The following is a 23,357-nucleotide window of genomic DNA, read 5'->3' as shown; positions in this document are numbered from 1 at the left end:
CCGTCCCAGGAGTGGAATCCAGGAGTGGAACACCGAACAGAGATGGCCGGCGATCCGGCCCGTCCGCAGCAGTCCCCCGCCGAACCCGCGCCGCCCCTGGTGGTCGGCGTCGACGCCGGCGGCACCCGTACCCGCGCGGTCCTGGCCGCCGCGGCGGACGGCCGCGTCCTCGGTGAGGGCGCCGCCGGGCCGGGCAACGCCCTCACCGTCCCGCTGCCGCTGCTCACCGCGCACCTCGCCGAGGCCGTCGCCCGGGCGGTGCCCGAGGCCGCGCGGGGCCGGGTCGTCGCCGTGGCGGGCGGTTTCGCCGGCGCCACGGGTACCGCGGAGGACGAGCCCGGACACGTGAACGCCCGGACCGCGCTGAAGGACGCGCTGCGGCGGATCGGCGTCCCCGCCGGTCCGATCGTCGTCGGCAGCGACATCGAGGCGGCCTTCGCCTCCGCCCCCGGCACCCCGGCCGACGGCCTCGCCCTCGTCGCCGGCACGGGCGCCGTCGCGATGCGCATCGCCGGCCGCCGCCGCACGGCCACGGTCGACGGCGACGGCTGGCTCCTCGGCGACGACGGCAGCGGCTTCTGGATCGGCCGGCAGGCGGTGCGGGCCGCGCTGCGGATGGCCGACGGCAGGGGTGGGGCGACCGTGCTGGCCCAAGCGGTCGGGCAAGCCCTTGGCCTGCCCGCGGAGGTCCTGCCGGGCGGGGCCCTCGGCTGGTCCCGCGACGGCCGCGAGGGCTACCGCATGCACCTGCTCCCCGTCGTCATGGCCGAGCCCCCGACCCGGCTGGCCCGGCTGGCCCCGCTGGTGGCCGGGGCGGCCCGGGAGAAGGATCCCGTGGCGCAGGCGATCCTCGACGAAGCCGCCGACCAACTGACCGACACGGTAAGGGCATTGGGGCCGCGAGCGGGCGAGCGCGTGGTCGCCACCGGCGGCCTGCTCGGCCCCGAGGGTCCCCTGACCGCTGCCCTGACGGCCCGCCTGCGGTCGCTCGGCCTGACGCTGGACGGGGTGGCGGACGGCTGCCGCGGGGCCGTGGCCCTGGCGCGGATCGAGTACGAACGCCGCGGGTGACCGGATCCCGTCAGGTCACCTCTTGCGGCGCGACCTGACCGCATGCCGCGGCGTGATGTGGTCGGTCAGCGCCAGTGAGGCGCTCGCGCGCTGGTAGGAGAGCTGGGCGACGCGGACGTAGAGGCAGTCGACGAGCATCAGGACCGAGTGGCGGCCGCCGATGCTGCCCGTGCGGAAGCTGGTCTCCGAGGCGGCCGAGACGAGGCGGATGTCGGCAGCCCTGGCGAGAGGCGAGCGCGGGTCCGTGGTGAGGGCGATCGTGGTGGCGCCCCGCTCCCCGGCCGTCTCGAGCGGTTCCAGGGTCTCGCGGGTCGCGCCGGAGTGCGAGATGCCGATGGCCACGTCGGCCGGGGTGAGCAGGGCCGCGGAGGTGGCCGCCCCGTGCACCTCGGTCCAGCCGCGCACCTGGCAGCCGATGCGGAACAGCCGCGTCTCGGTCTCCTGGGCGACGGCGCCGCTTCCGCCGACGCCGTAGACGTCGATGCGGCGGGCCTTGGCGAGGGCCTGGGAGGCGCGTTCGAGCGCGTCGAGGTCGATGCGGTCGATGGTCTGCTGGATCGCGCGCAGGTCCGCGACGCCGATGACCTGGACCACTCGCTCCAGGCTGTCGTCGGGGGAGATGTCGGTGTCGATCTCGGTGGTGCCCCAGTCGGAGACCTCGCCGCGGCCGCGCTCCTGGGCCAGTTCGATCAGCAGGTGCTGGTAGGAGTCGAGGCCGATGGCGCGGCAGAAACGGGTCACCGTCGCCTGCGAGGTGCCCGTGCGCCGGCCCAGTTCGGCGGCCGAGCAGTGGGTGACGGCGGCGGGATCGTCAAGGATCAGCTCACCGACCTTCCGCAGGGACCCGGCCAGCCGGGGGAGCTCGGTGCGGATCAGTGCGGTGACGTCCGTCGAGGGCATGTGGAGAAGGTATCAGCCACCGTTCGGGGCAAGGATTGAATACCAGGACCGGTTCGGCGGGCAGTCTCCGCACATCACACATGCACCACACGTGCATTCCGCACGCATTGCTCGCCGTCCGGGCGGTGTGGTTTATTGATTCAGCTGTTGAGACTTGTTCGGGGTGGTTCAATCCACCCCGGTCGCATCCACCAGTGGGGAGTGTCGCGTGAGCGCCGAGTCTGTGAGCGCCGAGGGCTTCGCACGGCAGGGCCTGGCCGTCCTGCGGGACATCACCGGGTCGGCACGCGAGGAGGTGGCGGCCGCGGCCGGACTCGTCGCCGACTGCATCCGCGCGGACGGCGTGATCCAGGCCTTCGGCACCGGCCACTCGCAGGCCCTCGTCCTCGAACTCGCGGGCCGCGCGGGCGGTCTGGTCCCCACCAACCGCCTCAGCATGGCCGACCTCGTCCTCTACGGCGGCGACGATCCGGGCGCCCTCGCCGATCCGCTCCTGGAGCGCAGCGAAGGCGTGGCCGAGCGGCTGTACGGCCTCGCGGCACCGAATCCGCAGGACCTCTTCGTGATCATCTCCAACTCCGGCGTCAACAACGTCGTCGTGGAGATGGCACTGCACGCCAAGGAGCAGGGCCACCGCCTCCTCGCCATCACCTCCCTCGCCCACACCCGCGCCGTCCCGGCAGGCCACCCCAGCGGCAGGAAGCTCGCCGACATCGCCGACGTCGTCCTCGACAACCGGGCACCGCGCGGCGACGCCCTCCTCGACCTTCCCGGCGGCGGTTCCGTCTGCGCCCTGTCCACCCTCACCGGCGTGATGCTGGTCCAGATGACCGTCGCCGAGGCCGCCCGCCTCCTCCTCGACTCCGGCGAACGCCCGCCCGTCTACGTCTCCGCCAACGTCCCCGGCGGCTTCGAGGGCAACCTCGAACTGGAGCAGCGCTACGCGGGCCGCATCCGGCGCACGGCGAGCTGAGGGCGCTCCCGCCCGGACAATGCGTGGCTGCCGAGCCGCCGGACGAACATTGTGGTGTGGGTCACAGCGGGTCTAGTGTGAAAACGCTTGGAGGGTCAGCCCGGGCGAGCCGAACGGCGGCACGCGTCCGGGCCTGCTCCGGGTGAGGAAGTGATCTCGTTGTCCGTCGCCTGGGACGACATCGGCGGGCTCGTCGATGCTCATGAACGGTTCCTGGCCGGTGCGCGCGTCGAGGCGGATGTGCGGGGCCCGGTGCTGGAGTCCTGGAAGCGCTGCCGGTCCGTGGGGCTTCAGCCCCATCAGCTGCTGCTGCCCTACGAGGCCGGGCTGAGCCTGGACGAGCGGTTCCTGCGCGCGGCCGAACCGGTGCTGGCGGACCTGCTGGACTCCCTCGCGGAGATGGGCACGGTGCTCGCGGTGTGCGACGGGCGGGGCCGGGTGATCCAGCGGCTCGGCGGGGAGAAGGGGCTGCGCGAGCGCCTCGACGCGGTGCACTTCGCCCCGGGGTTCGACGCCTCGGAGGGCGTGGCCGGCACCAACGGCGTCGGCACCGCGCTCGCCCAGCGCGGACCCGTCTACGTCGTCGGCCGCGAGCACTTCGCCGACTGCCTGCAGCCCTTCGCGTGTGCCGGCTCGCCCGTGCGCAATCCGCTGAGCGGGCGCGTCGAGGCCGTCCTCGACCTCACGTGCCTGCGCGACGACGGCGACCCCGCCATGCTGCGGCTGGTCCGCGCGGCCGCCCAGGAGATCGAGAGCCGGCTGCTGGAGCAGGCCACCGAACGGGAGCGGGCGCTCCTGGCCGCCTACTGGCGGACCGGCCTCGCGTCGGACGGAGCGCCGCGGCCACCGGACCACGCCGCGGCGGGCCACGACGGCGACGGACTGGGCCCGATCGACCTCGCCGTGCTGCGGGAGAAGGCCGAGGAGCTCATCGCCTCACCGAACCGCACCCTCGACGAGGTGCTCCTGTCGGGCGGCCGCGTCGCCACCCTGCTGCGGCGCCAGGTCCTCGGCGCGGCGGGGGAGGCCGGGGCCGCCGTGGAGGCGCGCATCCTCGGCGGACCGCGGCTGACGGGGCTCGGGCTGCCGGTCACGCCACCCGCCGGCGCCGACGCCGCAGGTCCGGCGAAGGCGGCGCCGAGGCCGGGCGGGACGCCGACGCGCCCGGCCGGGGCACGAGCCGCCACCCCCCGGGCATCCCGGCCCGTCGAGACCGTCGGCGACATCCTCGACGGCGCCGAGAGCCGGCTGCTGCTCCTCGGCGAGCCCGGGGTCGGACGGCTGGCCGTACTCGCGCGCAGACGGCTGGAGTTCCTGCACGAGGCCGGCACCCGGATCGGCACCACGCTCGACGTCACCCGCACCGCGGAGGAGCTGGCCGAGGTGATGGTGCCCCGGTTCGCCGACTTCGTCGCCGTCGACGTGCCCGACGCCGTACTGCGCGGCGAGGAACCCGAGGAGCTCGGCGGCCTCGACGCGCTGCGGAGGGCCGCCATCCGCGCCGTACGCAGACAGCCCCACAACCTCTACGACGTCGGCGACACCGTCGAATACGTGCCGTCCACCCCGCAGGCGCGCTGCCTGGAGACCAAGCAGTCCGTCATGGAACCCGTCCTGGCCGAGGCGGGCGGCTGGTTCGCGCAGGACCCGAAGCGGCTGGAACGGGTGCTCGCGGCCGGCGTCCACTCCCTGATCACCGTGCCGCTGCGGGCCCGCGGCACGACCCTCGGCGTGGTCAGCCTTTACCGCTCCGTGCGGCCCGCCTCCTTCGAGGACGACGACCTCTCCCTCGCCCAGGAACTGGTCGGCCGGGCGGCGATCTGCATCGACAACGCCCGCCGCTACACCCGCGAGCACAACACCGCGCTCGCCCTCCAGCGCAGCCTGCTGCCCAAGGGCCGCCCCGAGCAGAGCGCGGTCGAGGTCGCCTGCCGCTATCTGCCCGCGCAGGCCGGCGTCGGCGGCGACTGGTTCGACGTCATCCCGCTGTCCGGCGCCCGCGTCGCGCTGGTTGTCGGGGACGTCGTCGGCCACGGCCTGCACGCCGCCGCCACGATGGGCCGGCTGCGCACCGCCGTGCAGAACTTCTGCTCGCTCGACCTGTCCCCCGACGACCTCCTCACCCACCTCGACGACCTCGTCGGGCGCCTAGACCGGGGCGAGGGCTGGGCGGTGGACAGCACCCAGGCCGACTCCGGCATCGTGGGCGCGACCTGCCTCTACGCCGTCTACGACCCGGTCTCGCGGCGCTGCACCCTCACCTGCGCCGGGCACCCGCTGCCCGCGGTCGTCGCGCCGGACGGCACGGTCGAGTTCGTCGACCTGCCCTCCGGCCAGCTCCTGGGCCTCGGCGGCATGCCCTTCGAGACCGTCGAGCTGGAACTGGCCGAGGGCAGCCAACTGGTGCTCTACACCGACGGGTTGGTGGAGGACCGGCACCGGGACATCGACTCCGGCCTGGACCGGCTGCGTACCGTCCTGGCCACCGCCGGACGGGCGCCGGAGGACACCTGCGAGGCGGTCCTGGACGCGCTGCTGCCGGTCCGGCCGGGCGACGACGTGGCCCTGCTGGTCGCCCGCACCCACGTCCTCGGCCCGGACCGGATCGCCGAGTGGGAGCTGCCCAGCGACCCGGCGGTCGTCTCCCGCGCCCGCTCCGCGGTCACCGCGCAGCTCGCCGCCTGGGGCCTCGACGACCTGGCCTTCACCACCGAACTGGTCGCCAGCGAACTCGTCACCAACGCCATCCGCCACGCCACCGGCCCCGTCCAGCTCCGCCTCCTGCGCGACCGTGCCCTGATCTGCGAGGTCTCCGACGGCAGCAGCACCTCACCCCGTCTGCGCCGTGCCCGCAGCGAGGACGAGGGCGGCCGCGGCCTGTTCCTGGTCGCCCGGCTCACCGAGCGGTGGGGCACGCGGTACACGCCGTACGGCAAGGTGATCTGGACGGAGCAGCCGCTGCCGTGACGGACGCGCGCCGAGGTCACCAGCCCGTCAGCAGCAGGTGGTTGACCAGGAGCGCGAGTACGGCCTGGGCGGCCAGCCAGGCGCGGGGTCTCGGCAGGAACGCGCAGGACCCGAGGAGCCAGATCCCGAACGGCAGCCAGATGCGCTCCGTCTCCGCCTTGCTCATGCCGGACAGGTCGGCGAGCACAAGGGCGAGCAGGGCGGCGGCCACGACGACGGCCAGGCGGAAGGAGGCCGGGTCGGTGCGCGGTACGCGGGCGCGGCGCAGGCCCGCCGCCGTCGCCGGGCCCACGACGAACACCGTGCAGGCCAGGTTCGCCCACACCCAGTAGCCGTACGGCCGTACGCCGCCTGCCCCTTGGTAGTAGCGGGTGACCAACAGGTGGTACGCCTCCCACCAGTTGAATCCCAGCGCGGTGAACACGGCCGGTACGACGACGAGTCCGGCGAGGAGGAAGGGGAGCGGGCGGGTGCGGCGGGGTCCCAGGAGGAGGACGGCGGCCGCGAGCACGGCGATGAGCGTGAGGCCGTAGGAGAGGTAGAAGGTGAGGCCGAACAGGAGGCCCGAGGTGAATCCGGTCAGGCGGGGGTGGTGTCCCGTCACCGCCAGGGCGAGGAGTGCCAGTGCCCAGGCGGCGACCGCCGTGAAGTAGGCGTCGGCCGACGCGCCCATCCACACCGCGCCCGGGGCCAGGACGAGGAAGGGGGCTGCGCGGCGGGCGAGTCGTTCGTCGGCCAGGGTGCGGACGGCGATCAGGACCGCGGCCGTCGCCGTCGTGCCGGCCGTGATGACGAAGGCGCCCGCCCAGGCGCCCCCGCCCAGTCCGATCCGGTCGAGGAGGACGAAGGTGACGGTCGCTCCCGCGGGGTGGCCGGCCACGTGGGCGGGCCAGTTGCCGGGTGAGTCGATGAGGATGTGGTGGGTGAAGTCCCGCAGGGTGCCGGGGATGTCGTGGAAGCGGCCGATGACCTGGAGGTATTCGTTGCGGGTGGTGAGCCGGCCGGCGACACCCCGGTGCCAGTCGTCGACGAGGGCGAGGGACCACGTCCAGGCCATCGCCGTGCCCCAGACGGCCGGCAGCAGGGTGCGCCAGGGCAGGCGGGCGGCGAGGCCCGGACCGTAGACGACGACGGCCACCGCGACGGCGATCGCCGCCGGGGTGCCGGGGCCGAGATGCGGGTCCCAGGTCGCAAGGAGCGGCGGCCAGCCGACGCGGAGGGAGCCGTCGCGGTGCTGGATGCCGGTGCCGACGACCGCGGCCGCGACCACGAGCAGTGCGGCGGCGGTGGCGGCGTACAGGTCTCGGCGCAGGTCGCGGTTCACGGTCCGAACGCTAGGCCGCGGGGCCCTCCCCGGGCGGCTGACGTGCGCGGACGTCAGAGTTTCGTCATGGTTCGCGGACCCCTTCACGGGTTGGTCGCGGCCTACGGTCGGGACATGAGACGGACTCCCTTCTCGCCCTCCTTCTGGCGCAGCCCCCTGCGGGGCCCGTGGTTCACCTCGGTGCTCGGCGTCGTCCTGCTCGGCGGCATCACGGTGCTGTTCGTGACCGGACTGCTGTCCTACGCCGCCTACAACCCGGACCTGTCGCCGGTGAACGACAAGACGCCGGGCAAGGGGCTCCTCGGCTTCTACCTCTTCGCCTGGCCGACCGATCCGCACTGGCTGTACCGGCTCACCCAGGGCACCCATGTCACCCTCGGGATCACGCTGATCCCCGTGCTGCTCGCCAAGTTGTGGTCGGTGGTGCCCAAGCTGTTCACCCTGCCGCCGGCCCGGTCCCTCGCGCACGCGCTGGAGCGGGTCTCGCTGTTGCTGCTGGTCGGCGGCGGGTTGTTCGAGTTCGTCACCGGCGTGCTGAACGTCCAGCTCGACTATCTCTTCCCCGGCTCCTTCTACCCGTTGCACTTCTACGGCGCCTGGGTCTTCTTCGGCGCGTTCCTCGCGCACGCCGTGCTGAAGATGCCGATCGCGTGGCGCAATCTGCGCCGGATGCGGGAGGAGGAACGGACCGAGCTCGTGGCCCCGGACCCCGATCCGCCCACGGTCTCCCGGCGGGGCGCGCTCGGGCTGGTCGGGGGCGGCTCGCTGCTGCTGTTCGGCACGTCGGTGGGGCAGGACGTCGACGGGCTGCGGTGGAGTGCGGTGCTCGCGCCGCACGGTGCCGATCCGGGGAGCGGGCCCGGCGGCTTCCAGATCAACAAGACGGCCGCGTACGCGGGGATCGGCTCGGCCGAGGTGAGCGAGGAGAACTGGCGCCTGACGGTGACGGGACACACCGGCACGGTCCGGCTCAGCCGTGCCGCGCTCCTCCAACTCCCTCTGCACAGCTCGGCGTTGCCCATCGCCTGCGTCGAGGGCTGGTCGACCTCCGACCAGTGGTGGCGAGGCGTACGGCTGCGGGATCTCGCGGCGCTGGTGGGCCACGACGGGGATCCGCCGGACGTGTTCGTGGAGTCGCTGCAACGCCACGGCGCCTTCCGCCGCGCGGCGTTGCGCGCCAACCAGGTCGCCGACCCGCGCTCCCTGCTCGCCCTGTTCGTCAACGGCGAGACCCTGACCCCCGACCACGGCCACCCGGCCCGGGTCATCGTCCCCGCGGCCCCCGGCGTCCTCAACACCAAGTGGGTGGCCCGTCTGACCTTCGGAGACCTGCCATGATCCGTCCCCGCCTGCCGCGCCGGCTGCCGTTCGGCAGCCCACTCCAACTCCTTCTGCTGAGCTGCTCGTTCGCGCTGTCCGCATACGCGGGGGTGCGCCTGCTGGAGGGGGACTGGTTCGACGTGGCGCTGTGGTTCGTGGGCGCGGCACTCCTCCACGACCTGGTGCTCCTGCCCCTGTACGCGGCAGCGGACCGCGCGCTCGTGCGTGCGGCCGGGGAGCGGCGCCGACGGGTGGGCTTCGTCCGCGTCCCTGCCGCCCTCTCCCTGCTCCTCCTGCTGGTCTGGTTCCCACTGATCGGCGGCCAGGTGTCGGCACGCTACGGCGCCGCCACGAGCTTGCCCGCGGACCGCTTCCTGGCCCGGTGGCTACTGCTGACGGCGGTGCTGTTCGGGGCCTCGGCGCTGGTGTTCGCGGCGCGCTCGGTACGGGTGATGCGGTCACGGTGGGGGACGAAGGGGCGGACGCCGGAGGAGAGTTGAGCCGGGCCGGCCGGTGGTGGTGGTGGAGCTTGGCGTTTGTGTGCGGGCTGCGGCGGCGCGCGGGTGCGGTTCGGCGTTCGGGTTCGAGCGGTGGCTGCGCGAGGTCGTGAACGAGTGGGTTTCGGGGGCCTGTTGAGTGGCGGCGTGCCCGAGTGCGCGGGGGCCGTCAGGGCTTGGTGGTGGCGTTCGGGTTGTGGCTGCGCAGGGACACGAAGTGGCGTCCTCCGGTGGTCCACTGATCCGTGGCCCGCCACCCGGTCCGGCGGGCGTGGCGGAGTAGGGCCGGCGTGCCCACGCGGGCCCAGGGGAAGGGGCTGCCCGTGGCTCCTCGGGTGTCGGTGACGTGGACCTGGACTCGTTCGTCGACGTTCGGGTCGGGAACCGTCTCGGCGATCAACAGGCCACCGGGGGAGAGGAGTTGGGACATCCGGGCAAGCAAGGCTCCCGGGTCGCCGCCGATTCCGACGTTGCCGTCCATCAGGAGTGCCGTGCCCCAGCGGCCCTCGCCCGGCAGCGGTTCGAAGACCGAGCGGTGCAGGGCCTGGCCGCCGAGACCGAGCGTACGCGCCACCGCTGCCTCGCTCACGTCGATGCCGAGCACCGGCCAGCCGCGTGCGGCCAGGGCGGCGACCAGCCGGCCCGGACCGCAGCCGACGTCCAGGACCGTGCCCTCGCAGCGCCGTACGACCTCCAGGTCCACCGCGTCGGCGTCGGCGCACCAGCGCTCGACTTCGAGCAGCAGGAGCCAGCCGTCGGCACGGCGCAGGAACAAGGGGCCCTGACCGGTGCGCAGAGCCTGCGAGTACGGGTCCGCGGACCAGGTGCCGGCGTCCGCGGGCGCGGAGGGTTGCCGGCCGATCCTCGTCGTCGTCATCCGATGCGCCGCGCTCATCGGCGCACCGCCGCGAGTCGCGTCAGCTGTGCCGCGAACCGGCTGCCGGGTGCCTCGCCCGCGACCGCGTGCGCGTCGTGCGCCGTGTCGACGTCCCGCAGTCGCGGCAGGTCACGGACCCGTAGTCCCGCCAGTCGCGCCCGCTGGGCGGCGCCCGTGCCGGGCGTCGACATCGGGACGCCCCGGAGGAGAGCGGGATCGGGGGCGGCCAGGCCCAGGGCCCAGAAGCCGCCGTCCTCGGCGGGTCCGAAGTACGCGTCGCAGTCGGCGAAGTCCACCGTCAGCAGCTCCGGCGTCACCTGGGGCGTGTCCATGCCGATGAGCAGGGACGGGCCCGTGCAGTGCGCGAAGGCGGCGGCCAGCCGTTCGTCGAGGCCGCCCGGACACTGCCGTACGACCTCGAAGCCGGACGGGAGCCACGGGCCCGGCGCGCCCTGGAGGACCAGGACCCGGCGGCGGGCCGGTGTCCGGGCCACGACCTCCAGGGTGTCCGCGAGGGCCGCCTCCGCCAGCGCGGCCGCCTCGTGCGGGGTGAAGGGCGGGGTGAGCCGGGTCTTCACCCGCCCGGGCCGGGGCTCCTTCGCGATGACCAGGAGTGTGGTCACCGGCCGGCTCCTTCGAGGGCCGGCAGCTCGGTGCGCGGCACCGGCGGTTCCGCCAGCACCCGGCTCATGTCCCGCACCGCCTGCCAGGTGCCGCGCCAGGTGCCGGTCACCTTGGAGGCGCCGGTGCGCGGGAGGTAGGGGACGTCGTACTCGGCGACACGCCAGCCCTCGTCGGCGGCGCGCACGACCATCTCCAAGGGGTAGCCGCTGCGCCGGTCCGTGAGGCCGAGGGCGAGCAGGGGCTCGCGGCGCGCGGCCCGCAGGGGGCCGAGGTCGTGCAGGCGCAGGCCGGTGCGGCGGCGCAGCAGGCGGGCGACGGCGAGGTTGCCGGCGCGGGCGTGCGCGGGCCAGGCGCCGAAGGTCCGCGGGCGGCGGCGGCCGAGCACCAGGTCGGCCTCGCCTGCCAGGATCCGGCGCACGAACGGCAAAAGGTCGGCCGGGTCCAGCGAGGCGTCGCAGTCGCAGAAGCAGACGATGTCCGCTGTGGCCGCGCTCAGGCCCGCGTGGCAGGCGGCGCCGAAACCGCGCCGCGCCTCGTGCACCACCCGCGCGCCGAGGCCGCGGGCGATGTCCGCCGAGCCGTCGGTGGAGCCGTTGTCCACGACGAGCGCGCGCCAGCCGTGCGGGATCCGTGTCAGCACCCGGGGCAGGGCCCCGGCCTCGTCGAGGCAGGGCAGCACGACGTCCACGGACGCCGCGACCGGATCTGCGCCCGGTCCTCTTTCGTCTTCGTCGGAAGGGGTCGTCACGCTCTTCACCCTACGAACGGGAACCGGGCGATCCGGGCACCGGCTCCTTACGAAACACGGACGTCGAAGGCGGTCGGCGGCGCTCGCGCGCGCGTGGTGCGAGGCTGGCTCCATGGAGCAGCAGCAGGACGCACAGACCGGGGCCCGGGTGCTCGTCGTCGACGACGATCCCACGGTGGCCGAGGTGGTCACGGGGTACCTCGACCGGGCCGGATACGTCGTCGACCGGGCCGGCGACGGCCCCGACGCGCTCGCCCGGGCCGCCGCCCACTGGCCCGACCTCGTCGTCCTGGACCTGATGCTGCCGGGCATGGACGGCCTGGAGGTCTGCCGCCGGATGCGGGGGCGCGGGCCCGTGCCGGTCATCATGCTCACCGCGCGCGGCGACGAGGACGACCGCATCCTCGGGCTGGAGGTCGGCGCCGACGACTACGTCACCAAGCCGTTCAGCCCCCGCGAACTCGTCCTGCGCGTCGAGTCCGTCCTGCGCCGCGCCCGCCCCGCCCGGCCCTCGCGCCTGCTGAGCGCCGCCGGCCTCTCGCTGGACCCGGCGGCCCGCCGCGCACTCAAGGACGGCACCGAACTCGCCCTCACCATCCGCGAGTTCGACCTCCTGGCCTTCTTTCTCGGGAACCCCGGCCGCGTCTTCAGCCGCGAGGACCTGATGCGCGAGGTGTGGGGCTGGGACTTCGGCGACCTGTCCACCGTCACCGTCCACGTACGGCGGCTGCGCGGAAAGGTCGAGGACGACCCCGGCAGACCCCGCCTCATCCAGACCGTCTGGGGCGTCGGCTACCGCTTCGACGGCCCGCACGCGGAGGCGTGAGCATGCGCGACAACCTCCTCATCGCCCTCTTCGCCTTCCTCGGCGCCGCCGCGGCCGGGCTGCTGGGCGCCTGTGTGCTGCTGCTGATCCGGCGCCGCTCGCTCGCCCTGCACCTCGGCGTGGTCGCCGCCGTCGCCGTCACGGCCATGCTCGCGGGCACGCTCGCGGTCGCGCAGGCCATGTTCCTGTCCTCGCACGACCTGAAGGTCGTCACGACCGTGGTCGCGATGGCCGCCGCGGTCTCCTTGGCCACGGCCCTGCTCCTCGGCCGCTGGGTCGCCGCGCGCAGCCGCGACCTCACCCTCGCCGCCCGCTCCTTCGGCGAGGGCGGCGACTTCACCTCGCCCCACGGGCTCGCCACCGCCGAACTGTCCGCCCTGAGCCGCGAGTTGGAGGCCACCAGCGCCAAACTCGCCGAGTCCCGGGAACGCGAGCGGGCCCTGGAGACCTCCCGCCGCGAACTCGTCGCCTGGATCTCCCACGATCTGCGCACGCCCCTCGCCGGACTGCGCGCCATGTCCGAGGCGCTGGAGGACGGCGTCGCCACCGACCCCGACCGCTACCTCAAGCAGATCCGCACCGAGGTCGAGCGCCTCAACGGCATGGTCGGCGACCTCTTCGAACTCTCCCGCATACACGCCGGAACCCTGGCGCTGAGCCCGAGCAGGATGTCCCTCTACGACCTCGTCGGCGACGCGCTCGCGGGCGCCGACCCGCTGGCGCGCGAGTACGGGGTACGGCTGGTCGGCGGCAGCGTCGAGCCCGTGCCGGTGGAGGTGGACGGCAAGGAGATGAGCCGCGTGCTCGGCAACCTGCTGGTCAACGCGATCCGCAGGACCCCGGCCGACGGCACGGTCGCGGTGGCCGCCGAACGCTCGCACGACGGCGTCGTGCTGTCCGTCACGGACGGCTGCGGCGGCATTCCCGAGGAGGACCTGCCCCGCGTCTTCGACACCGGCTGGCGCGGCACGCACGCCCGGACTCCGCCCGCCGGCGCGGGACTCGGCCTGGCCATCGTCCGGGGCATCGTGGAGGCCCACCAGGGCACGGCCAGTGTGCGCAACGTCCCCGGCGGCTGCCGTTTCGAGGTGGTGCTGCCCGCTGCCGCTTCGTGAATGCGGGCAGCACCACCGGTACGTGGGGGGTTCGCGCGCCGACGGGCTACGCGCCCCGCATCCCGGCCCGCGCGAACTCCCGCATCCCCTCTGCGAAGCCCACCTCCGGCTTCCACCCCAACTCCGCCCGCAGGCGCGCCGAGTCCGCCGTGATGTGCCGTACGTCGCCCAGACGGTACTCTCCGGTGACGACCGGGTCCGGACCGCCGTACGCCGCGGACAGTGCGCGGGCCATCTCGCCGACGGTGTGCGGCTCGCCGCTGCCGGTGTTGTAAGCGGTCAGCGCGCCCTCGCGTGAACTCCCCTCCAGCGCGGCCACGTTGGCCGCCGCCACGTCCCGCACATGCACGAAGTCCCGCCGCTGGCGGCCGTCCTCGAAGACGCGCGGCGCCTCGCACCGGGCCAGCGCCGAGCGGAAGAAGGAGGCGACCCCGGCGTACGGGGTGTCGCGGGGCATGCCCGGCCCGTACACGTTGTGGTAGCGCAGTGACACCGCGCTGCCGCCCACCGCCCGTGCCCACGCCGCCGCGAGGTGCTCCTGGGCGAGCTTGGTCGTGGCGTACACGTTCCGCGGGTCGGCGGGGGCGTCCTCGGTGACCAGGCCCGGCTCCAGTGCCGCCCCGCACACCGGGCACGGCGGCTCGAAACGACCCGCGTCCAGGTCGGCGGCGGCGCGCGGGCCCGGCCGTACGTCCCCGTGCCGGGCGCAGGTGTAGCGGCCCTCGCCGTAGACGACCATCGACCCGGCCAGCACCAGCCGCCGTACGCCCGCCTCCGCCATGGCGGTGAGCAGGACGGCGGTGCCGAGGTCGTTGCGCGAGACGTACTCGGCGGCGTCCGCGAAGCCCGTGCCCAGGCCGACCATCGCCGCCTGGTGGCACACGGCGTCCACGCCGGCCAGAGCCTGACGGACGCTGACGGGGTTGCGCACGTCCGACGCCGGGCCGGCCCGCACGTCAAGGACGACGGGCTCGTGCCCGCGGTCCCGCAGTGCCGTCACGACATGGGACCCGATGAACCCGGCACCGCCGGTGACCAGTACGCGCATGAGGCCACGCTAGGGCCGTGAACTGCCGGGACGGGCGGGCCCCGCCCGGCACGTCACCGGTCCGTAAGACCCGCCGCGCCGCGCAGCGGCAGCGACAACGTGAACACCGTCGAGCCCGGGGCGCTGCTCAGCCCGATCGTGCCGCCGTGCGCGCCGGCCAGCGCGCCGGCGACCGGCAGGCCGAGGCCGCTGCCGCCGCGGTCGCGGCTGCGGGCCTTGTCGACGCGGTAGAAGCGGTCGAAGACGCGGTCCCGGTCGGCGGCCGGGATGCCGGGGCCCTCGTCCGCGACCCGCACCACGGCCGTGTCCCCCTCCCGCGCGACCTCCACCGACACCCGTGTACCGGCCGGGGTGTGCACGGCCGCGTTGGTGAGCAGGTTGTCCAGCACCTGCCGGACGCGGTGCGGGTCCATGAACAGCTTCAGGGCGGCCGGACGCGAGGTGAGGGTCAGCGGGTGCTCCGGCCGGCTCGCCCGGAAGGCGGCGGCCGCCTCCTCGGCCAGCTCCACCAGGTCCGCCTCCTGAAGCCTGAGCGGCGTGGCCGGCTCCGCCGCGTCCAGCCGGGCGAGCAGCAGCAGGTCGTCCAGGAGCACACCCATGCGGGCGGCCTCGGCGCGCAGCCGGGCCAGGTGCTTGTCGCGTTCCTCGGGGGCGTTGGCGGCGGCGTACTGGAAGAGGTCCGCGTAGCCCCGTACGGACATCAGCGGTGTGCGCAGCTCGTGCGAGGCGTCCGCCACGAAGCGGCGCAGGCGCTGCTCGGCCTCGGCGCGGACGGCGAGCGAGTCGTCGATGTGCTCCAGCATCGTGTTGAAGGCCGTGCGCAGCTCCTCGACCTCTGGGCCGCCGCCCCGCTCGTCGGCGCGCAGCGGCAGCCGCGCCGCCGACTCCGTCAGGTCGTGCGAGGCGATGCCGTGGGCGGTGTGCGCCATGTCGCTCAGGGGGTTCAGGCCCCGGCGCAGCATCCGCCGGCCGAACACCACCAGCGCCAGCAGGGCGAGCCCGAAGGCGACCACCTGGACGCCGATCAGCCGCCGTACGGTGTCGCCGATGGCGTCCGTCGGCGCACCGCTGACCAGGACCACGCCCGGCTCCACCTCGCAGGCGCGCAGCCGGTACTCGCCCTCGCCCGTCAGCTGCGCGGTGCGCAGTACCTCGGTGTCCTCGGCCGACTGCGCCTTCGCCAGGGAGGTGAGCGGGGCGATGTCCTCGGGCAGGTCACCGGCCTCCTCCGGCTTGCGCAGCACGGCGGTGCCGCCCTTCACGTCGTACACCGCGTAGTACCAGCGGTAGTACTTCTTGCCCTGGAGCGTGCCGCTCTGCGCGATGCTCTTGGACTGGGCGACCTGGGCGAGGCCGAGCTGGGTGTCGAGCTGGTTCGACAGGTAGTCCCGCATGTACGTCGTCAGGGCCGTGCCGACGACGGCGAACACCACCAGGGCCAGCGCCCCGAGGCCCAGCGCCAGCCGGGTGCCGAGGCGCAGCCGCCGGTACCCACGGCGCATTCGGCGGATCATTCGCCCGCCTGCCGGATGACGTAGCCGAAGCCCCGCACCGTCTGGATCAGCGGCTCGCCCGTGTCGTCGAGCTTGCGGCGCAGCCGGCTGACGACCAGCTCGACGACGTTGGAGCGGCCCCCGAAGCCGTACTCCCACACGTGGTCGAGGATCTGCGCCTTGGTCATCACGGTCGGCGACTTGCGCATCAGGAAGCGCAGCACCTCGTACTCGGTGGGGGTGAGGGTCAGCAGCCGGTCGCCGCGGCGCACCTCACGGGTGTCCTCGTCCATCGACAGGTCGGTCACCCGCAGCACCGACCGCTGGAACGCCGGCCCGGCGCTGCGCCGCAGCACCGTGCGCAGCCGAGCCATCAGCTCCTCCACCGCGAACGGCTTGACCAGGTAGTCGTCGCCGCCCCGGGTCAGCCCCGCCACCCGGTCGGCCACCCCGTCCCGCGCGGTCAGGAACACCACCGGCACCATCGTCCCGGACCGCCGCAGCCGGTCGAGCACGCCGAAGCCGTCCAGGTCCGGCAGCATCAGGTCGAGCACCACGATGTCCGGGTGGAACTCGCCGGCCAGCCTGAGCGCGTCCTCGCCACAGTTCGCGGTGACCGCGTCCCAGCCCTCGTAGCGGGCGACGGTCGCGACGAGATCGGCGATGGGCGGGTCGTCGTCGACGACGAGGAGGCGTACTTTTTCCACCCGCTCATACTGCGTCACGCGGCTGACGAGGCCATATCGCGGAGCTCACAGGCGGCACATCGATAAGGACTTGTAAGTGGTCCGACAGCTTTCCGACAGCTTCCGGCGGCGAAGCTCGGTAACCCAGGACCCGATCAAGGAGCTGCCGACCAGTGACGACCGTCCAATCACCCCCTGCGCCCCCCACGGCGACACGCCCCAGGGTGGTGGCCCGCACGGGCCTCTACGCCGTGCTGGCCGTCAACGCGGCCGTGGTCGCCTTCTTCTTCGCCCGGGCGGGCTTCGCGTCCAACGCGCTGATCGTCATCGGCCGGCTCTTCGGTCTCTACGGCGCCCTCGTCATGGCCTTCCAGCTGGTGCTGGTGGCCCGCCTGCCCTGGCTCGACCGCCGCATCGGGATGGACCGGCTGACCTCCTGGCACCGCTGGACCGGCTTCGCCCTGCTGTGGACGCTGCTCACGCACGCCGTCTTCATCACCTTCGGCTACGCCGACGGCGCGGGCGTCGGCCCGGTCGGCGAGCTCGTCGACCTCGCCGAGACGACGCAGGGCGTGCTCCGCGCGATCGTCGCGCTCGGCGTCATCATCGTGGTCGGCGCCGTCTCGGCCCGCTATGCCCGCCGCCGCCTCGCCTACGAGACCTGGCACTTCATCCACCTCTACACCTACGTCGCCGTGGTGTTCGCCTTCACGCACCAGGTCGCCGTCGGCACGACCTTCACCTCGTCGGGCGCCGCGAAGGCGTACGGGTACGGGCTGTGGGCCGTGGCGCTCGGTGCGGTCGTCCTCGGACGTGCCGTGCTGCCGCTGTGGCGCAACACGCGCCACCAGTTCCGCGTGGCCGCCGTCGTCCCCGAGTCCGACGACGTCGTCTCGATCCACATCACCGGCCGCGACCTCGACAAGCTGCCCGCGCAGGCCGGCCAGTTCTTCCTCTGGCGGTTCCTGACCCGCGAGCGCTGGTGGCAGGCCAACCCCTTCTCCCTCTCCGCCGCCCCCGACGGCCGCGGCCTCTGCGCCTCACCGCGAAGGCGGCCGGCGCGGGCAGCGCCGCCCTGCGCCATGTGAGGCCCGGCACGCGCGTCTTCGCCGAGGGCCCCTACGGCGCCTTCACCGCCCTGCACCGCACCCGGACCGAGTCCCTGCTCATCGCGGGCGGCGTCGGCGTCACCCCGATCCGCGCCCTGCTGGAGGAACTCGAGGGTCACGCGGTCGTCATCTACCGCGTCGCCGGCGAACGCGACGCCGTCCTCTACGACGAGCTGCGCGAGCTGGCGGTGGCGAAGGGTGCCGAACTGCACCTGGTCACCGGCCCGCCCGTCCCCGACAAGCTGGCGCCGCGCGAGCTGGCGCGGCTGGTGCCGGACGTCGCCGACCGGGACGTCTTCCTGTGCGGGCCGCCGCCGATGATGAACGCGGTGCTGCGCACGCTGGGCGACCTCGGCGTGCCCAGGCAGCAGATCCACTTCGAGCGCTTCAGCCTGGCGGGTTGAGGGAGACGGGGAAGACATCATGAAGCGAGCCATCCCTGTCGTCGTCCTCAGCATCGCGGGCCTGGTCCCGGTCTGGCGCTACGAGCCGTCACCCGGCGGTACGACGTCCGCCGCGGAGCCGACCACGGCTCCCTCCACCTCATCCTCCTCCTCGGGCACCGTCGTCAAGGGAACGACGATCAAGACGGAGAAGGGCCCCGTCCAGGTCCAGGTCACCTTCGAGGGCGACCGGATCAGTGCGGTGAGGATGCTGCGGCAGCCGGATCATCCGCAGACGGCGGCGGCGGTGCCGAAGCTGGTCGCGGAGACGCTGAAGGCGCAGAGCGCGGACGTCGATACGGTGTCCGGGGCGACCATCACGAGCGACGCCTACAAGACGTCGCTGCAGGCCGCCATCGACGCGAAGGGCGCCTGAGATGCGGCGCGTTGAGCATGTGATGGGGTTCCCCGTCTCGTTGCGGGTCGACGACGGGGGCGTACCGGAGGAGGCCGCGGACGCGGTCTTCGACTGGCTCCGCCAGGCCGACGCCCGGTTCAGCCCCTTCAGGCCCGACAGCGAGGTGTCGCGTCACGACCGCGGCGAGCCGGCGCGGCACGAGCTGAGCGGGGAACTGGTCGAGGTCCTCGGCCTGTGCGAGCACTACCGGATCGCCACGGGCGGTGCGTTCGACGCACGGCTGCCGGGGCGTGGGCTGGACCCGTGCGCGGTGGTGAAGGGCTGGTCGGTGCAGCGGGCCGCGGAACTGCTGCGGTCCGCCGGGGCGCGGCGCTTCGTCCTCAACGCCGGCGGTGACGTGGTCGCCTCCGGCGGCCCCTGGCGGGTCGGCGTGCGGCACCCCGAGCACGCCGACCGGCTCTGCACCGTCCTGGAGCTGACCGACGGCGCCGTCGCCACCTCCGCCCGCTACGAACGCGGCGACCACATCCTCGACGCCCGCACGGGCCGCCCGGCGACGGGCCTGCTCAGCATGACGGTGCTGGCCCCCACCCTCACGGAGGCCGACTCCGTGGCAACGGCCGCCTTCGCCATGGGAGTCGAGGGCGTCGAGTGGGCGGCCGCGCTGGCCGGGTGCGAGGTGTTCGCGGTGGACGGCGACCGGCAGGTGCTGCGGACGGAGGGCTTTCCCGTCGTACGGGAGACCTCGGCGGCTGCCTGAAGGACGGGCCGCCGGCTGGGGACTCCGGCGGCCCGCCCGTCCGGGGCAGGACGGTCAGCCGACGTCCGAGGCGTCCAGGCGGCAGAGGCCGCCGTAGGTGCCGACCGCCGTGCCGTGCTGCTTGACCCACGTGGCGATCTCGGAGTTCGTGCCCCGGCCGCCCATGCCTCCGGCGGTTCGGCCGGACTGCGACGGGGCGTTGCCCTTGGTGCCGGTCGGCGGCCCACTCGTCGAACCGCCCTTCCCGGGAGCGGAGTTGCCCTTCGGGGGCGCCCTCGCCCGGCGCGCCGCCGCCGATACCGAGTACGCGGCCGCACCCGCGAGCAGCGCCACGACCGCCGCGAGCGAAGCGGGTCCGACCAGGCGACCGCTGAGCGCGCTCTGAGCGGGACGTGAGAATCAGCGGACCCACAGGCAGGGCACAGGCCGCCGAGGCCGAAACCCCAGGCCGGACCCCTGCCGGGCGGCGCGGCGGAGCCCGCCCGGCAGGCGTGATTTCGCCAAGCTCCCGACGAACCGCTGCAACACAGTCGGTCTAGACTCTCCCCTCAACGGCCCGCGCGACCGAGGCCACCGTGCGGACGGCCTCTGCCAGACCCGAAGGGTATTCGGCGCTTTGATACGAATAGATTCAGTCACCAAGCGGTATCCCGACGGGACGGTCGCGGTCGACAACCTCTCGCTGGAGATCCCCGACCGGTCGATCACCGTCTTCGTCGGTCCGTCCGGCTGCGGGAAGACGACGACCCTGCGCATGATCAACCGGATGATCGAGCCGAGCGAGGGCAGGATCCTGCTCGACGGCAAGGACATCACGCAGCAGCCGGTCAACACGCTGCGCCGGTCCATGGGTTACGTCATCCAGAACGCGGGGCTGTTCCAGCACCGCACCATCGTGGACAACATCGCCACGGTGCCCCGGCTGCTCGGCTGGGGCAAGGAGAAGGCGCGCGGCCGGGCGCGGGAGCTGATGGAGCGGGTCGGGCTCGACGGCGCGCTCGCCAAGCGGTACCCGTACCAGCTCTCCGGCGGCCAGCAGCAGCGCGTGGGTGTCGCGCGGGCGCTCGCCGCGGATCCGCCGGTGCTGCTGATGGACGAGCCGTTCTCCGCCGTCGACCCGGTGGTGCGCAAGGGCCTTCAGGACGAACTGCTGCGGATACAGGACGAGTTGGGCAAGACCATCGTCTTCGTCACCCATGACATCGACGAGGCCGTCAAGATCGGCACGATGGTCGCGGTGATGCGCACCGGCGGTCATCTGGCCCAGTTCGCGCCGCCCGCCGAGCTGCTGTCGAACCCCGCGGACGGCTTCGTGGAGGACTTCCTCGGCGCGGACCGCGGCATCCGGCGGCTCTCCTTCTTCTCCACCGCGAACCTCGACCTGCTCACCGGCCCGATCGTCGCGGTCGACGCCACCGCCGAGCAGATCGCCGAGCGCGGCACGGCCGAGGTGCCGTACCTGCTCGTCACCGACGTGGAGGGCAAGCCGCTCGGCTGGAGCGAGCCGGGGGCGCTGACCGCGGGTTCCGTCGACCCCGCGCGGCTGCTGCCGTACGGGCGGCCCTTCGTGCACGGCAAGGAGTCGCTGCGCGCCGCGCTCGACGGCGCCGTGCTCTCGCCCACCGGGTGGGCCGTCGCGGTCGGCGCCGACGGCCGGGTCACCGGCGTCGTCTCGCAGCAGACCATCGGCGAGGCGATCCGCACCGCCCACGCCGCGGGCCGCAGCGACGAGAAGGTCGCGGGATGAGCGGCGGCCTGTTCGACATACCCAGCGACCTCCAGAACACGTACTGGGGTCTGGTCGGCATGCATCTGCGCCTGGCCCTGGTCCCGGTCGTGGCCGGACTGCTGCTGGCGCTGCCGATCTCCCAGCTGTGCGTGCTGATGCGCTGGCTGTATCCGCCCGTGCTGTGGGTGACGACGATCCTGTACGCGATCCCGTCACTGGCCTTCTTCGTCGTCCTCATCGACTACACCGGACAGTCCGAGCTGACCGTGATGATCCCGCTGGGCATCTACAGCCTGGTGGTGTTCGTCCCGGCGATCGTGGACGGCGTGCGGTCCGTGCCGCAGGAGACGCTCGACGCGGCGACCGCGATGGGACTTGGGCCCGTACGCCGCTACTTCCAGGTGCAGTTGCCGATCGCCGCGCCCGCGATCATCGCCGGGCTGCGGGTGGCGACGGTCTCCAGCATCTCCCTGGTCAGCGTCGGCATGCTGATCGGCAACCAGGGCGGACTGGGCAACCTGCTCAACGACGGCATGATCTACCACCAGCCGCGCCTGGTCTGGCTGTCCGTGATCGGCACGGCCGTCCTCGCCATCCTCGCGGACGCCTTCCTGGTGCTCGTACGGGTCCTGGTGACGCCCTGGATGCCGCGCGGCAGCCGCAAGCCCCGTCCCGTCGACGAGCCCGAGCCCGAACTCCGGCCCGAACCGGCCGCCGCCGCACTGGAGGACGCCGTCCGATGAACGTCCTCCACTTCGTCAACGCCTTCTTCAGCGACAGCGCCCACTGGCACGGCTACGACGGCATCCCGACCCGGCTGCGCGAGCACATCCAGTACTCGCTGATCGCCCTCGTCATCGCCGCCGCCATCGGCCTGCCGGTCGGCCTGCTCACCGGGCACACCGGACGCGGCGGCAACAGCGTCGCCTTCGTCGCCACCGCAGGGCGCGCGCTGCCCAGCTTCGGCCTGCTGGTGCTGATGTTCGTGCTGCTCGGGCTCGGCCAGACGCCGGTGATGATCCCGCTGGTGGTGCTCGCCGTGCCGCCGATCCTGGTCACCACCTACGAGGCGGTGCGCTCGGTCGACCCGTCCCCGGTGGACGCCGCACGGGGCATGGGCATGGCCGAGCCGCGCATCCTGTTCCAGGTCGAACTCCCGGTCGCGCTGCCGCTGATCCTCAGCGGACTGCGCTCGGCGGCCATCCAGATCGTCTCGACGGCCACCATCGCCGCGTACGTCTCGCTCGGCGGCCTCGGCCGGTACATCGTCGACGGCCTCTACCAGCGCAACTACGAGAAGGTGGTGGGCGGCGCGACCCTGGTGGCCGTGCTGGCGCTGGTGACGCTGGGATTCTTCTGGCTGGTGGCGCGGTTCACGGTGTCGCCCGGGGTGCGCCGCGGCGCCTGACCCCCGAAGACCGCGGTCCCGGGGCGGATCCTCCATCCGCCCCGGGACCGCTCCCGTTTCCGGGCCTGTGCCTCACGCCTGCGTACGGGCCAGAGCCTGTTCCAGTACGACGAGCAGGGCGTCCCGCACCGAGCCGCGCTCGCGGGCGTCGAACACGAGCAACGGGACGCGCTCGGCGACGTCGAGCGCCCAGCGCACCTCGTCCAGGCTGTGCTCGACCTTCCCGTCGAAGGCGTTCACGGCGACGGCGAACGGGATCCGGCGGTGCTCGAAGTAGTCGACGGCCGCGTAGCAGTCGTCGAGGCGGCGCGTGTCCACGATGACGAGGCCGCCGACGGCGCCCTCCACGATGTCGTCCCACATGAACCCGAACCGCTCCTGGCCGGGCGTGCCGAACAGGTACAGCTTCAGCGTCGGGTCGATGGTGATGCAGCCGAAGTCCATCGCGACGGTGGTCGTGGTCTTGCGCGGGGTGTGGCTGAGGTCGTCCACGCCCGCCGCGACCTCCGTGATCGCGGCCTCGGTCGTCAGCGGCTCGATCTCGGAGATGGAGCCGACGGCGGTGGTCTTGCCCACGCCGAAGCCGCCCGCGATCACCAGCTTGACCGGCAGCGGCGGTCTGACGGCGGTCACCTCGGCGGCCGCCACGGGGGTGGCCGGTTCAGTCCGAGTCACGGATTACCCCTCGGGAGTCGGGGATGGCACGCAGGGCGTCGATCACCCTGCGCAGGACGGTGGCGTCGTGCGTGACGCCGGAGTCGGGGACGTGCACCGTCAGCAGTCCGGCGGCCCGCAGGTCCTCCGCGAGCACCCGGACCACGTTCAGGTGCAGCCGCAGCCGGGCCGCGAGCTCCGCGATGGACTGCGGCTGCCGGCAGGCGGCGATGATGTCGTACTGCTCGAAGGAGAGCTCGTCGAGCACGGTGAGACCCTCGGCGGTGGCCACCACCTGGGTCTCGACCGGTACCGGCCGGCCGGACGCGGTCGGCGCCACCCGGCCGGCGGTGACCAGGAACGGCCGTACGGCCGAAGCGGGGCCGACCGGGTCCGGACCCGGTGGTGGTGAGCCGTCCGCCATGAG

The 23,357-nt window shown here is 73.5% G+C and carries 23 protein-coding genes and 1 pseudogene; 13 read left to right on the top strand and 11 right to left on the bottom strand.

Annotated features, from left to right (window positions below; all coding sequences use genetic code 11):
• Positions 1-42 precede the first annotated feature (42 nt).
• The gene (locus ACGFYN_RS02725) at positions 43-1,071 is read left to right on the top strand and encodes an N-acetylglucosamine kinase (protein WP_393864146.1); all 1,029 of its coding nucleotides are present in this window, start codon (positions 43-45) and stop codon (positions 1,069-1,071) included.
• 15 nt (positions 1,072-1,086) lie between these two features.
• Here ACGFYN_RS02725 and ACGFYN_RS02720 read toward each other — a convergent pair whose 3' ends face one another.
• Positions 1,087-1,971, bottom strand: coding sequence for a MurR/RpiR family transcriptional regulator (locus ACGFYN_RS02720; protein WP_393863901.1), 885 nt, complete (start codon positions 1,969-1,971; stop codon positions 1,087-1,089).
• A 208-nt stretch (positions 1,972-2,179) separates the two neighbouring features.
• On the opposite strand from ACGFYN_RS02720, the gene ACGFYN_RS02715 reads away from it, so the two are divergent.
• Together ACGFYN_RS02715 and ACGFYN_RS02710 are read left to right on the top strand one after the other, a co-directional pair.
• Entirely contained in the window at positions 2,180-2,944 is a 765-nt protein-coding gene (locus ACGFYN_RS02715; RefSeq protein ID WP_393863900.1) for a sugar isomerase domain-containing protein, read from the top strand.
• 150 nt (positions 2,945-3,094) lie between these two features.
• Positions 3,095-5,911 (top strand): SpoIIE family protein phosphatase, encoded by a 2,817-nt coding sequence (locus ACGFYN_RS02710; RefSeq protein ID WP_393863899.1) that lies wholly within the window; start codon positions 3,095-3,097, stop codon positions 5,909-5,911.
• 16 nt (positions 5,912-5,927) lie between these two features.
• Here ACGFYN_RS02710 and ACGFYN_RS02705 read toward each other — a convergent pair whose 3' ends face one another.
• A complete protein-coding gene (locus ACGFYN_RS02705; protein ID WP_393863898.1) occupies positions 5,928-7,235 on the bottom strand; it encodes a hypothetical protein in 1,308 nt (435 codons plus the stop codon).
• Between the two features lie 114 nt (positions 7,236-7,349).
• Here ACGFYN_RS02705 and ACGFYN_RS02700 point away from each other — a divergent pair, with 114 nt between their 5' ends.
• Both ACGFYN_RS02700 and ACGFYN_RS02695 read left to right on the top strand, forming a co-directional pair.
• Complete coding sequence (locus ACGFYN_RS02700) at positions 7,350-8,573, top strand: molybdopterin-dependent oxidoreductase (protein ID WP_393863897.1); 1,224 nt, start codon at positions 7,350-7,352, stop codon at positions 8,571-8,573.
• Positions 8,570-9,055, top strand: coding sequence for a hypothetical protein (locus tag ACGFYN_RS02695; RefSeq protein WP_393863896.1), 486 nt, complete (start codon positions 8,570-8,572; stop codon positions 9,053-9,055). Before ACGFYN_RS02700 ends, ACGFYN_RS02695 begins: the two co-directional genes overlap by 4 nt.
• A gap of 166 nt (positions 9,056-9,221) precedes the next feature.
• Here ACGFYN_RS02695 and ACGFYN_RS02690 read toward each other — a convergent pair whose 3' ends face one another.
• The 3 genes from ACGFYN_RS02690 to ACGFYN_RS02680 are packed head-to-tail and all read right to left on the bottom strand — an operon-like array spanning position 9,222 to position 11,301.
• Entirely contained in the window at positions 9,222-9,947 is a 726-nt protein-coding gene (locus tag ACGFYN_RS02690) for a class I SAM-dependent methyltransferase (RefSeq protein WP_393863895.1), read from the bottom strand.
• A complete protein-coding gene (locus ACGFYN_RS02685) occupies positions 9,944-10,552 on the bottom strand; it encodes a DUF2064 domain-containing protein (RefSeq protein ID WP_393863894.1) in 609 nt (202 codons plus the stop codon). Before ACGFYN_RS02685 ends, ACGFYN_RS02690 begins: the two co-directional genes overlap by 4 nt.
• Positions 10,549-11,301, bottom strand: coding sequence for a glycosyltransferase family 2 protein (locus ACGFYN_RS02680; RefSeq protein WP_393863893.1), 753 nt, complete (start codon positions 11,299-11,301; stop codon positions 10,549-10,551). Before ACGFYN_RS02680 ends, ACGFYN_RS02685 begins: the two co-directional genes overlap by 4 nt.
• A gap of 112 nt (positions 11,302-11,413) precedes the next feature.
• Between ACGFYN_RS02680 and ACGFYN_RS02675 the strand changes: the two genes are divergently transcribed.
• Positions 11,414-12,127 (top strand): response regulator transcription factor, encoded by a 714-nt coding sequence (locus tag ACGFYN_RS02675; protein WP_393863892.1) that lies wholly within the window; start codon positions 11,414-11,416, stop codon positions 12,125-12,127.
• A gap of 2 nt (positions 12,128-12,129) precedes the next feature.
• Positions 12,130-13,242, top strand: a complete 1,113-nt coding sequence (locus ACGFYN_RS02670; protein ID WP_393863891.1) for a sensor histidine kinase — start codon at positions 12,130-12,132, stop codon at positions 13,240-13,242.
• A 46-nt stretch (positions 13,243-13,288) separates the two neighbouring features.
• On the opposite strand, the gene ACGFYN_RS02665 is transcribed toward ACGFYN_RS02670, so the two are convergent.
• The 3 genes from ACGFYN_RS02665 to ACGFYN_RS02655 are packed head-to-tail and all read right to left on the bottom strand — an operon-like array spanning position 13,289 to position 16,490.
• Positions 13,289-14,290 carry an NAD-dependent epimerase/dehydratase family protein gene (locus ACGFYN_RS02665; RefSeq protein ID WP_393863890.1) on the bottom strand — a complete coding sequence of 334 codons (1,002 nt, stop codon included), beginning with the start codon at positions 14,288-14,290 and terminating at the stop codon, positions 13,289-13,291.
• Positions 14,291-14,343: 53 nt separating this feature from the next.
• Entirely contained in the window at positions 14,344-15,804 is a 1,461-nt protein-coding gene (locus tag ACGFYN_RS02660; RefSeq protein WP_393863889.1) for a sensor histidine kinase, read from the bottom strand.
• Positions 15,801-16,490: a response regulator transcription factor gene (locus ACGFYN_RS02655; protein WP_393863888.1), complete on the bottom strand. Its 690-nt coding sequence runs from the start codon at positions 16,488-16,490 to the stop codon at positions 15,801-15,803. The genes ACGFYN_RS02660 and ACGFYN_RS02655 overlap by 4 nt, the downstream gene beginning before the upstream one ends.
• 152 nt (positions 16,491-16,642) lie before the next feature.
• Between ACGFYN_RS02655 and ACGFYN_RS02650 the strand changes: the two are divergent.
• The 3 genes and pseudogenes from ACGFYN_RS02650 to ACGFYN_RS02640 all read left to right on the top strand — a co-directional run bounded on the left by ACGFYN_RS02650 (position 16,643) and on the right by ACGFYN_RS02640 (position 19,139).
• A pseudogene (locus tag ACGFYN_RS02650) lies at positions 16,643-17,982 on the top strand (ferric reductase-like transmembrane domain-containing protein).
• 19 nt (positions 17,983-18,001) lie between these two features.
• A complete protein-coding gene (locus ACGFYN_RS02645; protein WP_393863887.1) occupies positions 18,002-18,397 on the top strand; it encodes an FMN-binding protein in 396 nt (131 codons plus the stop codon).
• A gap of 1 nt (position 18,398) precedes the next feature.
• The gene (locus tag ACGFYN_RS02640; protein ID WP_393863886.1) at positions 18,399-19,139 is read left to right on the top strand and encodes an FAD:protein FMN transferase; all 741 of its coding nucleotides are present in this window, start codon (positions 18,399-18,401) and stop codon (positions 19,137-19,139) included.
• Between the two features lie 54 nt (positions 19,140-19,193).
• Here the strand turns inward: ACGFYN_RS02640 and ACGFYN_RS02635 are convergent, their stop codons facing one another.
• Positions 19,194-19,472: a hypothetical protein gene (locus ACGFYN_RS02635; protein WP_393863885.1), complete on the bottom strand. Its 279-nt coding sequence runs from the start codon at positions 19,470-19,472 to the stop codon at positions 19,194-19,196.
• 283 nt (positions 19,473-19,755) lie between these two features.
• Between ACGFYN_RS02635 and ACGFYN_RS02630 the strand changes: the two genes are divergently transcribed.
• Genes ACGFYN_RS02630 through ACGFYN_RS02620 form a run of 3 tightly spaced genes read left to right on the top strand, consistent with a single transcriptional unit; the run spans position 19,756 to position 22,276 of the window.
• Entirely contained in the window at positions 19,756-20,886 is a 1,131-nt protein-coding gene (locus ACGFYN_RS02630; RefSeq protein ID WP_393863884.1) for an ABC transporter ATP-binding protein, read from the top strand.
• Positions 20,883-21,611, top strand: a complete 729-nt coding sequence (locus ACGFYN_RS02625; RefSeq protein ID WP_393863883.1) for an ABC transporter permease — start codon at positions 20,883-20,885, stop codon at positions 21,609-21,611. Before ACGFYN_RS02630 ends, ACGFYN_RS02625 begins: the two co-directional genes overlap by 4 nt.
• Positions 21,608-22,276: an ABC transporter permease gene (locus ACGFYN_RS02620; RefSeq protein WP_393863882.1), complete on the top strand. Its 669-nt coding sequence runs from the start codon at positions 21,608-21,610 to the stop codon at positions 22,274-22,276. The genes ACGFYN_RS02625 and ACGFYN_RS02620 overlap by 4 nt, the downstream gene beginning before the upstream one ends.
• 72 nt (positions 22,277-22,348) lie before the next feature.
• On the opposite strand, the gene ACGFYN_RS02615 is transcribed toward ACGFYN_RS02620, so the two are convergent.
• Complete coding sequence (locus tag ACGFYN_RS02615) at positions 22,349-22,951, bottom strand: ATP/GTP-binding protein (RefSeq protein ID WP_393863881.1); 603 nt, start codon at positions 22,949-22,951, stop codon at positions 22,349-22,351.
• Entirely contained in the window at positions 22,938-23,354 is a 417-nt protein-coding gene (locus tag ACGFYN_RS02610) for a DUF742 domain-containing protein (RefSeq protein ID WP_393863880.1), read from the bottom strand. The genes ACGFYN_RS02615 and ACGFYN_RS02610 overlap by 14 nt, the downstream gene beginning before the upstream one ends.
• Between the last annotated feature and the right edge of the window lie 3 nt (positions 23,355-23,357).

Origin of the sequence: Streptomyces sp. NPDC048419 (genome assembly GCF_043200415.1) — a bacterium.
In the GTDB taxonomy this organism is placed as follows: Bacteria; Actinomycetota; Actinomycetes; order Streptomycetales; family Streptomycetaceae; genus Streptomyces.
This window is presented reverse-complemented; position numbering and strand designations above follow the sequence as displayed.